Source organism: Cytobacillus oceanisediminis (assembly GCF_007830235.1).
Taxonomy (GTDB): domain Bacteria; phylum Bacillota; class Bacilli; order Bacillales; family Cytobacillaceae; genus Cytobacillus; species Cytobacillus oceanisediminis.
The window spans coordinates 1-12,595 of the sequence record NZ_VLKI01000042.1 but is presented as its reverse complement, the minus strand read 5'-3'; the positions used below and the strand labels follow the sequence as shown (position 1 = coordinate 12,595).

The 12,595-nt window shown below is 34.7% G+C and carries 10 protein-coding genes and 3 pseudogenes; 3 read left to right on the top strand and 10 right to left on the bottom strand.

From position 1 onward, the window contains the following. The coding region (locus IQ19_RS27490) for a peroxiredoxin family protein (protein ID WP_422386974.1) at window positions 1–323 on the bottom strand (323 nt) is incomplete at its 3' end. 772 nt (window positions 324–1,095) lie between these two features. Then, entirely contained in the window at window positions 1,096–1,236 is a 141-nt protein-coding gene (locus tag IQ19_RS27480; protein ID WP_242021151.1) for an FbpB family small basic protein, read from the bottom strand. Window positions 1,237–2,270: 1,034 nt separating this feature from the next. On the opposite strand from IQ19_RS27480, the gene IQ19_RS27475 reads away from it, so the two are divergent. Next, the gene (locus IQ19_RS27475) at window positions 2,271–2,900 is read left to right on the top strand and encodes a TetR/AcrR family transcriptional regulator (protein WP_144546964.1); all 630 of its coding nucleotides are present in this window, start codon (window positions 2,271–2,273) and stop codon (window positions 2,898–2,900) included. A gap of 723 nt (window positions 2,901–3,623) precedes the next feature. Here the strand turns inward: IQ19_RS27475 and IQ19_RS28850 are convergent. The 6 genes and pseudogenes from IQ19_RS28850 to IQ19_RS27445 all read right to left on the bottom strand — a co-directional run. Then, window positions 3,624–3,766, bottom strand: a pseudogene (locus tag IQ19_RS28850) (IS6 family transposase); the annotation flags it as partial. A 74-nt stretch (window positions 3,767–3,840) separates the two neighbouring features. Beyond that, window positions 3,841–4,635 carry a cyclase family protein gene (locus IQ19_RS27470; RefSeq protein WP_242021150.1) on the bottom strand — a complete coding sequence of 265 codons (795 nt, stop codon included), beginning with the start codon at window positions 4,633–4,635 and terminating at the stop codon, window positions 3,841–3,843. Between the two features lie 191 nt (window positions 4,636–4,826). Beyond that, window positions 4,827–4,967 carry a hypothetical protein gene (locus IQ19_RS27930; protein WP_158638942.1) on the bottom strand — a complete coding sequence of 47 codons (141 nt, stop codon included), beginning with the start codon at window positions 4,965–4,967 and terminating at the stop codon, window positions 4,827–4,829. Window positions 4,968–5,742: 775 nt separating this feature from the next. Further along, window positions 5,743–6,381 (bottom strand): FMN-dependent NADH-azoreductase, encoded by a 639-nt coding sequence (locus IQ19_RS27455; RefSeq protein ID WP_144546961.1) that lies wholly within the window; start codon window positions 6,379–6,381, stop codon window positions 5,743–5,745. A gap of 86 nt (window positions 6,382–6,467) precedes the next feature. Then, window positions 6,468–7,047: pseudogene (locus IQ19_RS27450) on the bottom strand (FMN-dependent NADH-azoreductase). Between the two features lie 359 nt (window positions 7,048–7,406). Next, window positions 7,407–7,847: an OsmC family protein gene (locus IQ19_RS27445; RefSeq protein ID WP_144546958.1), complete on the bottom strand. Its 441-nt coding sequence runs from the start codon at window positions 7,845–7,847 to the stop codon at window positions 7,407–7,409. Window positions 7,848–8,421: 574 nt separating this feature from the next. Here IQ19_RS27445 and IQ19_RS29200 point away from each other — a divergent pair. Beyond that, window positions 8,422–10,600, top strand: a pseudogene (locus tag IQ19_RS29200) (Tn3 family transposase); the annotation flags it as partial. Window positions 10,601–10,809: 209 nt separating this feature from the next. Here the strand turns inward: IQ19_RS29200 and IQ19_RS27925 are convergent. Next, the gene (locus tag IQ19_RS27925; protein ID WP_158638940.1) at window positions 10,810–10,983 is read right to left on the bottom strand and encodes a hypothetical protein; all 174 of its coding nucleotides are present in this window, start codon (window positions 10,981–10,983) and stop codon (window positions 10,810–10,812) included. Window positions 10,984–11,450: 467 nt separating this feature from the next. Here IQ19_RS27925 and lspA point away from each other — a divergent pair, with 467 nt between their 5' ends. Further along, complete coding sequence (gene lspA, locus IQ19_RS27435) at window positions 11,451–11,900, top strand: signal peptidase II (protein WP_242021147.1); 450 nt, start codon at window positions 11,451–11,453, stop codon at window positions 11,898–11,900. A gap of 341 nt (window positions 11,901–12,241) precedes the next feature. On the opposite strand, the gene IQ19_RS27430 is transcribed toward lspA, so the two are convergent. Continuing rightward, window positions 12,242–12,595: transposase (locus tag IQ19_RS27430; RefSeq protein ID WP_199749572.1), on the bottom strand; the 354-nt coding region annotated here is incomplete at its 5' end.

Sequence of the window (12,595 nt, the reverse complement as noted above, 5' to 3'; positions counted from 1 at the left end):
TTATAGTATTCATCATCTAAAATAACTTTTTCTACTGTTCCGTGTATTAGTTTTTCAACTGCGTCCAAATGCATTGGATTTGAAACATGAAACCCTTGTTTAATTAAACGAATTGTACTGTTTTTATCGACGAAAATTCCATTCGGTACAATTTTAAATCCAAAATAATTCGCTAATGAATTGTCCGCATCGATTACTGTAGTAAATGCCTTATCTGCTGCATATGGTTTTACAACTTCTGCACCTTGAATATCGACGGAAACAGATAGAATTTCAAAGTTTTGATGCTTATATCTATTATAAAAATCCTGCCAACCTGGCAGTTGATCCCTGCACCGTCACCAGGAGGCCCACATAAAAATTAATGTGTTTTTTCCTTTAAAATCGTTAATTGATACAGTCTTCCCTTGTAAATCCTTAAATGAAAAATTCTTCATATTAGTTAATATCATCATTTCCCTCCTAACATTAGTCTTACCTACTCAAAAACATTTACATTTTTTACCTGTTTATTAATGAAAATTAGAAATCTGTGATGAGCAAAACGGAATGAGCAATTGAAACCTATAATTCTCTAAACCCTGTAATCTCTTCATCAATCAAAATCCTACTACCAATATGTTCGGCTTTTTATGTGTCTGTGTGAATTTCTTTAATTGCTTCAACTTTAGCTATTACATTCCACTTTAAATATGAAATCCAAAATGTAGACTATCTAGAAGAAACGATAATTTCCGATGGTCCTTCTCTGTATAGTAACAATGATAAAGGTCTTTTCCTTTCTCTCTTTTTTCTTATAGGGTAGATTTCAGGCAGATAATCATTAAATAGAGCTTAGAAGTCAAATTAGCTTTAGATAAACAACTCCAAATTAGGAAGAAACCAATGTTTTATTTATTAACTTCATAACAATTTCATCATATGAATGGACATCTATCTATGTATAAGGCAGTCATAAGCCTATTGTTTGAGAACATTACCAAACATTGTTACTTTGATTAGGAATTTCATGATCACATAAATTACAAATCCATTCATTACTTAATCACGATATATCCGACATCATCAACTTTTACCCTGTAGTCATAACATATATTATTTAACATTTTTCTTTATCTCCAATTGATGTTTCTGATCAATTTTTTCTTCAATTTTTTTCATAAGTTCGTTATTGTTTAATATCTCCTTTTTATTTTCTTTTATTAAAGCAGCCATAGATAATTTATTTGGTCTCACTTTTTCCTCCCTAAAATTATGACATTATTATAGATAAGATCCTCTAAAGAGGAGCTTAAACAATCCTTCTTTACTTCACTATATAATCAACTTCACGTTCATGGGCGACTAGCCGTAATGATTCTCTAGCAAATGAAACGGACTTTTTAATTAGTTTTTCAATACCCCTCCCGGCTCATCGCCTGGCGGCCTATATTGGAATTAAAATTCTTCCTGTTTTTCGGAACGAGCATTCCATTTTTAGATTTTAAAAATACAATGTCCTATTTATTGACCCACTTATTTGTCTTTTTAATAATGCATTTTCATGTTTATAGGGAGCGTCTTAGCCCAAATAACAGGGTTCCCAAAAGTTTAGGTATATCAATTAATTGCAATTAATGCACTAACCCTTCACAGCCACCGTTTTTTTAGAATTTTGCAATTCATGTTTTCCTGAAAACACCTCATTTAATCCTTCAATTATTATTGATATTCCTGAATTAAAACTAACACCAACTTGGTACCCTGGATGTAGAACTAGCTGATCTGACCTTAATACTTCCGTCATTACAATCTCTGAATATAAAAAATCAGTTCTATGAACAAAAGAATTTTTGGTATATACGTATTACCGGGATTCACATTAAATGGAGCATGAATAACAATGTTTGATATTCCATTTTCTTATTGTTGGTATCCCATCATCAACATTATATTTACTAATATCTTTTCTGGATGTACTATAGATGCCGTCTCTTCACTCGCTTGGAGTAACATCTTTTTTTCGGCCATTTAATATGTGTAAACCAAGTAATAAACTCATTATAGAATTTTTCTACAAGTAAATATCATTTTTTGGAATATTCACTCCAAATTTCGAATGTAGTGAAAGTATATAATATATTTTATGTGATATCAATTTATTTGAATTTAATTTTATTACATGTGACAATCATACATTTACTAGGTCATAAAATAAAATTTCCATTTCACGGAAAACAAACCTATTTATATAGTACCAATGTCAATAGTTTTTAAGTTATAATACTGATATGAATAAACCATTAAATATAACTCAGAAGCCAAAACTTACAAAAAAGGGGCAAGAAACCCGCTCTCGAATTATCGTAGCTGCCGCAGAATTGATGTATGAACAGGGCGTAGCTAGAACTACAATTGAAGACGTTCAACATAAAGCAAATATAAGTTCGTCACAGATGTATCATTATTTTAAAGAAAAAAAAGAATTGGTCCTGGAGGTTATTTCATACCAAACTTCAAAAGTAATTGGAAACCATAGACGGTACCTTAGTGATCTTGACTCATTTGAAGCTCTAAATGCGTGGAGGGATTTTATTGTAGATATTCAAATAAAACGGAATTGCGAAGGAGGATGTCCTTTAGGGTCACTTGCAAGTGAATTAGTTGAAATAAATACAGAAGCACACCAGGAAATTATGTCTAGTTTTTTTGAGTGGGAAGATAGTATACGAAAAGGTTTGCGTTACATGCTTAATCGCGGTGAATTAAATTCAAATGCTGATCCTGATAAACTAGCACTTGCACTACTTGCGGCACTTCAAGGAGGCCTTTTGCTAACTCAAGTACGGCGAGATCCAGAACCAATTATCATTGCGTTAGATACAATGATTGAACACATAAACTCATTCAAAAAAATATAAAAGTATTCGTATCAATTTTATAAGGATTGTCACTATTAAATTTATACTTTATTAATTACTTTATACATTTCCATAATTGATTAAATTAAATTCATGAATAGCTGAAAGGATATTAACAAGAATTCAATCCATCCGGTTGTTAGCAAGTTTTCGACGTCTCATTTCGAATATTTTTAAACAGAAGATGAACAATGCAACACCTGACTGAAAATACCTTATCGACTAATCCCGTAATATTTCTACTATCCGACACATACTTATGTCCAAACTTTGATGCAAAAGTTACTTTATTTAAAGAATCCTAAAAGGAATAAGAATACATTTCAACCTAGGATGATTATTTTAGTCAAAAGAAGAAGGGCCAATCACAGAAAAAAACATAATTAGGCCCTTCAAACAAGGGGATTTGTACAGTGTCCTTCAAATTTACAGGAGTATTTCCAAAAAAATGAAAGTATACATGCAAACGTCATGCCTTTCCGTGCTTAATGGGCAGCAAACGTATCTCAGTTCCAGTTATTAAAAATACAAAAAAACCAAAAATAAAGTGAAAATAAAAAATGCCTCAAAAGAGTCTCACTTAACGACCTTTTGGGTAAGCCCCTATATTTATAGGTATATATTTTCTTCTTTACTCCTCTTGTAATTCCTAATGAAAAGGGTTCAGATGCAAAGACTTGAATAAAATATAAAAAAGCAAAGGATTTCTAGTGATCCCTGGTCTTAAGCAACTAGTCCAAACAGTTGAAAGATGAATTCTTTTTGATTTTGGCCAAACATCTCCCTTTGAAGAGTCCTTCCTTTTTGATCATGTGCATCGCCTCTATCCCCGCAATAATTCGTTTTTTAATAAAGCGATGATCCTGCGGATGTGAGCATCTACCTTGTCACTAAGCCTAATAAGAAAGTTGGGGTTGGGACAAAACCCAGTGAATTTATTTTAATCTTCCAGTATAGCTACAACCCGAGCCCAACCAGCACTTGCCTTTTCGATGTTGACTGGAAAGGCTGAAACCTTAAACCCGTATGGTTTGGGTAGTTGATCCAAGTTGGTTAGTTTTTCGATCTGCAAATATTCTTTTTCTCGTCCAAGCAAGTGAGCTTCCCAAAACTGAGTTTTCCCCTCCAATGCTTCTTTTGCTAATACGTTAAAGGGTCTATCTAGCCCCCAAGCATCGATTCCTATCATTTTTACTCCATGATTCACTAACCATTCAGTCGACGAACGAATCAAACCAGGATGTTGGAATTCATAGTCTTTATTTTCAAAATACTTCGAAGCATCTGTGCGAATCAATACAATATCAAAAGGTTTCAGCTTATATTCAATTCGGGCAAGTTCAGCTTGTAAATCATCAATCGTAATGGCTTCGCCAGCCTGCTTATGAGTCATACTCAGTACAACACCATCTCCATAACACCAAGAAAGTGGTACCTCATCAATTGTTCGTGCTGGTTCCCCACTTTTCATTGTCGATCCATAATGGTAAGGTGCATCAATATGTGTTCCACTGTGGGTCGAAAGCTTAACATCTTCTACCGCCCACCCCTCTCCTTTTGGCCAATACTCCTTCCCAAGCCCTAAAAACTCCTTAGTAGTTCTTACCGCTTGTTTGTGAGCGGAGTATTTGATTTTATGAGGACTTGGCTCGAATTCTGACGTACTATTTTTTAACTTATCACTCAAATCAATCAGGGTCATACTTTTTCCATTTCTCTCTACCGTTTCTCTCATTATGTCACTCCTTATTTTTACTCAGATATTCATTCCAACATCGACATGAATCGTTTACCCAGTTATGTATCCGAAGAGTCAAAACAAAACAACCTCCGAAATTTTCTTCCGGCGTTCCAGCCCGCCTGTGCGGAATCGACTCCATAGTTTCTTCTCTCCATGATTGTTTTATTGATAAATAAAAATTAATGTCAGTTTTCAATAAACCCATGAGCAAGTGCATTGACTGTAATATCCCGGATTGCTAATTCCTTAGCTAACGTTTTGGTTAACCCGATTCGCCTGTTTTTGCTGCCGCATAGTTCGTTTTCCAGGATTCCCTGCATAACCAAACGTATGTCATCGTTTTACCTTTGCATAATTTTAAATTTGTTTAGGTAAGACACGATCAAGCTCTTCATGGGGGCTATCCAAGAGAAACGATCTCGAAAGGTTTATAACATCAAGGGCAGCCATAACTTACTATTTCATTATGGAAAAGATCCTGAATGACGGATATATAATAAAATTCTTCTCCAACAGACACATAAGTAATATCCGTTACCATCTTTTGATTAGGTCCAGCAGCCTTGAAATCCTCTTAAGCCGATTAGGGAAGATGACTGAAGGACTATGGCCATGTCGTTTTCTCTTCTTCCGGATGACTGATTGTATGTCCATTTGAGGCGGGAGAACATTTAAGTCTGTCTAGTCTTGGGCATCGAATTTGTTGTGTACGTGCATTATTCAAATGGACATATGATGAAGGATTCATTTCTAAGAATCCAACTGCAAAATTAAAGGAACCGAAGCTGGGCAAAAGAATACCAAAAATTCTTTCAAAACTCGAAATAGATCATCTTAGGGAAGCGTGCCATACATCCAAGAGAATTGAGTTCCTTCCTTTTGTTTAAGTAGTGTATAAGAAAGTTGATGAACTTTTTCCATTGGTGGTTCTGGTCTTTGATAAAAGTCAACGATATACTCATACATTAGTTCAGTTAATTGATTAATATCATTAGTTTCAGTTTTTCTAACATGGGCAATATAATTTCTCTCCCATAATGAAAAATTGTTTTGATTTTACAATTCACTTCTAACTAAGAGTGAGTCAAACAAACATAGTTATTAAAAAGCCGTCGCATACTTTTCTGCATCTGATATACCCTTGTGAATAATATCATCTGCTTTCTCTCGGTCAAAGTCATGTCCTTCCACATATAATACTTCTACATTATGTATACCTATGATATTAAGCACTTGTTTTAAATACGGATGACTATGATCCATTTTCGCAAAAGGTCCTTGCGAGTAAATTCCGCCACTTACTTGAATATGAATAGCTTTTTTATCTTTCAAATGCCCAACAGGACCATTCTCGGTGTAATGAAATGTTTTTCCTACTACTACAAAGGAATCGATAAATGCTTTTAATCGTGGTGGAATTCCCCAGTTCCACATAGGAGATACAAATACGTATTTGTCAGCGCTCGCTACCATATCTGTAAATTTATTTAAAGCATTGATTTTTTGCTGTTCTACTTGACTCAACTCTGAAAATGTAATTCCCCCTCTTCGCATTCTCTCCCAGCCATTAAGGATATCGCAATCAACTATTGGAAATTCCTCTTCATATAAATTTATTTCCTTAATCTCATCATTTGCATGAGATTCGTAATAAGCTTTAAGAAAAGCCTGTCCTACTCTATAACCAACGGAGCTTTCAACTGTTTTTGGATTAGCAGTAATGTATAGAACTTTCGACATGTTAAACCAAACTCTCCCCTTTTGTTAAATTGAGGAAATGTCAAATTAATGATTAATTTGACATTTCCTTTCTATTGAAGTGTTTTTTATTTAGTAGCCAATCTTGAAGCAGTTTCTTCAGCTTCTTTATATACTTTTTGTAATACTTCATTTGGTTCTAGTAAAGCAGTTCCTTGCGCCCGAATGATTTGATAATCTTCAATACCAAGGAATTTGAACATTGACTTCAGGTATTTATGAGAGAATTCAACTTCTGTATACCAATCATCATTTTTATAGATTGATCCTTGCTTGAATGACGAGCATTCTTCGTCCGTCTTTAAGCAGGCCCACTGACCCATTTTCAGTATATATAAAAGTTTTACGTACGATCATAATATTACCCATATAATCTTTTAACTTTGATGGAATATTAAAATTATGCAAAGGTAAAACGATGGCATACGTATTTGCACTTTTAAATTGTTGCAAGATCTCGGACATACGCTCCGTTACTTTTTGTTCTTGGCTAGTTAGCTCTTGTTCTTTTCGTTGTTTTCCCATGCACTTAAAACGGTTTGATCTACCATAGGCACTACATCACTGTACAGATTAATCTGTTCAAATTGCTTCGCTATCAGGAATTAATTCTTTATAAGTTTTCAAAAAGTGATTAAAAACCTTCACGCTATATGAAGAAGTATCATCTACTTTTGGATGTGCGTAAAATTACTTTAATACTTTTCCAACATGTGCTAATTTATTAATAGCTCTCGACCATGTTCCCAGGAGGTATAATCATTAGTATTGGAGCAAAGGTTGTTTATAAATCTGACATGTACACTGTTATTTGGGTATATGAAACTGGCTTCTGTGAAATCAAAAAGGCTTTTAATACAAAACTAGTACATAAATCTGAACTTAATCTTCTTCCAAATTAGTTTTTAAACTATTGCATGGTCGAGAGTCATTTATTTTTTTGTATTTTGTGCCATTTTAAGAAAAAACCTCTCAGTTCATAAAGGGTTCCTTGCCAAACAGTAAGATTATTTTCTTCTCCAAGTAGATTGGATCCTAATAAAGTTTGTATCCTTTAAAATGTTGAATACTGGGCATCTTGAATCTGTTTTTTCTTTAAGCTCTTGAATTCTTTCGTCAGACTCGTCAGTATCAACAAGTGCTTCAATCGTAAGGGTCTGGAAGTATTGCTTTACGGATGCATCTCCCATTAAGCCTTTTGGATCTAAAGCTCCTTCAATTTTGAAGTCGATTCCATTTAAATTAAACTTCATTTCCTTTGCCACCATGTTGGCAATGGCGTTTTCACAGCCTGCAAGAGAGCCTAATAGTGTAGTTAATGGATTTGCACCCTTATCATTTCCACCTAAGTTTTTTGGCTCGTCTATAAAAAATGTATGAGTTCTTGCCTTCACTTCAGTTGTTACCTTTTGAGATGTAGATTCGATATTGAAATTCACTAATGCCATGATTAGTTCCTCCTCTAAAATGTTTTTTTTAACTTACACTTAGGAGTATACTTGGAATCCTCTAAAAAAAATGTTAGGTGCCTTACATATTTAACGAATAATAAAATGAAGCAAAGTAAAGTTGAATTTCTCTGCAATTAGTAGAATAGTCTCGTTAATTTGGGAGAATACCTTCATATAATTGTGAAAAAGTTATGGGGTTTCTAGTTTTATTCATCCAGGGTTATTTGATTTTTTTGCATTTGGCTAGGACAAAGTTTGTTACGTTTACTAATTTTCTCATTAATGACTTTGATATCTTGTTCTGTTTTACACGAATGTACTAATTGAGAGATCTCTTTTTGTAATTTTATTTTCTGTTAATCATGCAGCTCTTCTATTAATGAACTGGCTAAGGTGGTGTCCTATTCGTTTATGGTTAAAGCGAAATCGAGCCATCAAATGAAGCGCCATACGATCTAAGTCAGTTTTCGTGAGACCTGGCATCACGAAGAGGAAACAGGGAGAGTATTTTGTTTGGTTTGCTTATTCTTATTCAAACCTTTTCATCATATTCTAGTGGATGAAGCACCTTCATCCTGCCCCCATTCGTTATACCCTACTAGCCATCTTATTTTCACATCAACATGGGGAAGTTATTCACTCTTTAGCAGATTTATTCGATGAAATTACGCTTAAGATTAGGAATAAGGCTAAAAATACAACTCGAAAAGAAGCAGTAGAAGAATTAGAAAGAGTGAAAGGGAAAAATAAACATATTGTAAATTTATTGAAGGCCACTGTAGATCATCCAGAAGGCGTGATTCAAGATACGTTGTTTCCTATTGTTAGTGCTTCTACAATCCGAGATATTATACAAGAGATGACGAAAAATAATCGAGAGTATAAACAAAAAATCTATACTAGGATGCATACTTCGTATCGCGGACATTATCGACAGGCTTTTACTGAAATCCTAATCAATCTTACCTTTCGGTCTAACAATCAATCTCATCAACCGGTGATTGAAGCCATCCAACTCATTCGAGAATACAAAGAAAGTGGGCAACGTTATTTTGCTGCTAAAGATGACATTCCAATTGATGGTGTCATTCAAGCTAAATGGAAAGACGTCATTATCGAAACAGATAGTCAGGGTATAGAAAGAGTGAATCGGATCAATTTTGAAATTGCGGTCATTCAATCACTTCGCACCCAACCTCGTTACAAAGAAATTTGGATCGAGGGTGCGGATCGATATCGTAACCCAGATGAAGATCTTCCGCAAGATTTTGAGGAGAACAAGGAAGAATACTTTGAAGCATTAAAAGTACCACTTGATGTAGAGCCTTTTATCGATGATATAAAACAGTTAATGAAAGAAAAACTCTTTATGCTTCATCAAGGATTAGAGGATAAAAGTAATGAAAAAGTGGCGATTTCTACAAAAAATAATAAAGGATGGATTCGAGTTACTCCTCTTGATAAGCAACCGGAACCTCCCCATGTACTAAGAATTAAAGAGGAGATCAAGAATCGTTGGACTGACATTAACCTGTTAGATTTATTAAAAGAAACAGATTTTCATACAGGGTTTACTAAACACTTTAATACGACGAGAAATATTAGATCAAGAAACCATCCAGCGCCGTTTGCTTCTTAGCTTATTTGGTTTAGGGACAAATACGGGTTTAAAAGCAGTATCTGCTGGAAATCTATCTGATAATTATCGGGAACTTCGGTATATTCGTCAAAAATTTATACATAAGGATCATTTGCGAAAAGCCAATGCGGAAGTGACCAATCATATTATTCACCATCGATTGAAAGAAGTATGGGGAGAAGCTACCACTGCTTGTGCTTCCGATTCCAAACAGATGGGCTCTTGGGATCAAAACCTACTGACAGAATGGCATCCTCGCAATAAAAAATACGGAATCATGGTCTATTGGCATACGGATCGAAAATCCGCCTGTATTTATTCTCAGGTTAAGTCTTGTCTTTCTTCCGAAGTAACTGCGATGATCGAGGGAGTGCTTCGTCACTGTACGGACATGGAAATCGATCGAAACTATGTCGATACACATGGCCAAAGTGTGGTTGCTTTTGCCTTCTGTCATCTTCTTGGTTTTAAACTGATGCCAAGTTTTAAAAATATAGGAGCGCAAAAATTATATCGACCTGAATCCGGCATGAATGAAGAATATCCTCAGTTACATCCGGTTTTAAGCGGGCCCATTAACTGGGATCTTATTCGACAACTATATGAGCAAATCGTTAAGTTTGCGACTGCTCTACGGTTAGGAACGGCTTCTGCAGAATCTATTTTAAAACGCTTTATAAGAGATAGTAAACATCCAACTTATTTAGCGTTATGTGAACTAGGAAAAGCGATGAAAACCATCTTTTTATGCGACTATTTACATTCTGAAGAAACTCGGAGAGAAATACAAGAAGGATTGAATACCGTGGAGCAATGGAATTCCGTATCTACCTATATTTTTTATGGGAAAAATAGTGAAATGCGATCCAATTCATTAGAAGATCAAGAAGTATCAGCTTTATCGCTTCAACTGCTTCAAAATTGTTTAGTCTATATGAATACCTTAATGGTACAAGAAGTTCTATATGATAACCACCAATATTGGATAAATAAAATGACACCAGAAGATTTTCGAGGTTTAACTCCTCTTTTTTATCATCATGTTAATCCATATGGGATATTTGAATTAAATGTGGACCAGAGAATACCGATTAAACTTCATGCAGCTTAAATGTATTTGGTAAATACCTGTATAATTTTTGCATAACAAAAGACCGTAAAAATACAAATTTGTGTATAAAACATTGTATATTTACGGTCTTTTTTCTTAATGTTTATTCATTTTAAGCGCCCTTTAATGGAACAACAAGGAACTTTTATTAAGTGGTTTACTTATATAAAAAAAGCGATCCTCCGTTATGGAAGCATCGCACCCTGTATTTAGTCCTCGGTTGGTTTTTTATTTTGATAAAATTCTTTTTGCTTTTCCAATTGTTCCTGATGATCATTAATCAAACGGTTTCCAAAACTCGGGAGTGACTTCTCTTCTTTCCGTTCTCTCCTCTTTCTTAACCATTCTCGAACTCGTCTACGCAACCTTGACAGCTTCTTCATCGTTCTTCACCCCAATCACCTTCATCTTTCTCCTTCGGCAATGCTACGGGTTTCCATTATGTGTTTCATTTGTAGTGTATATTTTAATTTTAACAGGTTATGGGCAAGCCAAACAAATTCCTGTTTTCTTTTAGTTACAGTATTGACAGGAAAAAACTCCTACTAGAAAAGCGTTCCTTCTTAGTTACAGAAACGCGCCCTGTTTCTCGAATAAACAACAAGCTTATATTAGCTGGTATCGTTTACAAAGTCAGCCAGAATCGTTGTTATATCCACGTTTAAAATTATAACATCTAATTGCGGATGGTGTCAGCTATGCTGTTATTAGGCTATTAGCAAAACTTTGTAAGTTGTATGATTCGAAGGTTTACGCTACATTTGAAGTAAAGTAAACCATCTAACCAGAGCAAAAACTTAGAAAGTACATCATCATAGACAGCTATAGATATTGAAAAGGTGGAGAATATATGAAATTAATACGTCTAGTAGGAATGATTGGCCTTTTATTATGGTTGGATTTAGGTACAAAATGGTGGATGGAAACATATCTCAAGTTAGGGCAATTGGCTCCTGTTATTCCTGAATGGCTCTCTTGGAAACTCATTCATAATGCGGGAGTAAGTTTTGGTCTTTTTTCTGGGTACACTCCTATTTTAATTGGTATCCAGTTTATTTTGACCCTTGTTATTGTGTTCGCATATAAGAATTTCAAACCAAAGTCTTTTTTTATGCAGTTAGGATTCGCTTTATTGATTAGTGGTGCGATTGGGAACCTTATTGACCGTATTCGTTTTGGATATGTCATCGATTTTATCTCTTTTCGATGGTGGCCTGCTATTTTTAATATCGCTGATATGGAAATTCGTACAGGAGCTCTTATGCTGTTATTCCTTTATTTAACCCGAAAAATTCAATGAAGAGACCTAAAAAACTAAGAAGAATCAATATCGCAAATGTTCTATTTATTAAAGCAATCAATCATTTTAAATGTTTCAAAAGATTATTACCTATTCAAAACAGCCTACATAAATTGTTTTGTAGGAGGTAAGGTCATGAATTCAATCAATGATAATGTGAACTTCTGGTATAAGCAGGCTCCTTATTACTATAAAAAACAACTCCCATATCAGAGGCCACTGAAAATCTGCCGATTTTTTGGTTTTCCTGGGAAGATCTGAATGAAAAAAGCGGGCTTATTCCGTATTTTTGGAATAAGCCCGGCTTTTTTTCTTGTTTTTAGTTCTCTTTTTACTTTATATTACCCCAACAGCTTAAGTATTCTTTTTAGATTGACCGTAAATATGGCCATGGAGCCTTGTAATTCCATGCCAATTAGACCCGAGGATGTGGCTACATCATACCCGTGTCTGTGTTTTAACTCGCTATTCTTCGCCTCTATTTTATACCGTTCCCTGGATTTCTCCTTGAAGTACTCACTTTCCTGAAACTCCGCCTGATCTGAGTGTTCAGTTGACTTCAAGGAAACTGAATACGTCTTGCTTTTCGCACCTTCCTTATAACAGCCCTCCCTAAATGGACATCGCTTGCATTTTTCAATATCAAAATAGTAGGTATCCACCTGGTTCCTGCCGGTGTTTTTCTTTCCCTGACG

Coding starts and splice junctions, on each gene's coding strand:
- IQ19_RS27475 (WP_144546964.1), top strand. CDS start 2,271: ATGAATAAACCATTAAATATAACTCAGAAGCCAAAACTTACAAAAAAG.
- IQ19_RS27470 (WP_242021150.1), bottom strand. CDS start 4,635: ATGAGAGAAACGGTAGAGAGAAATGGAAAAAGTATGACCCTGATTGAT.
- IQ19_RS27455 (WP_144546961.1), bottom strand. CDS start 6,381: ATGTCGAAAGTTCTATACATTACTGCTAATCCAAAAACAGTTGAAAGC.
- IQ19_RS27445 (WP_144546958.1), bottom strand. CDS start 7,847: ATGGCATTAGTGAATTTCAATATCGAATCTACATCTCAAAAGGTAACA.
- IQ19_RS27925 (WP_158638940.1), bottom strand. CDS start 10,983: ATGAAGAAGCTGTCAAGGTTGCGTAGACGAGTTCGAGAATGGTTAAGA.
- lspA (WP_242021147.1), top strand. CDS start 11,451: ATGAAATTAATACGTCTAGTAGGAATGATTGGCCTTTTATTATGGTTG.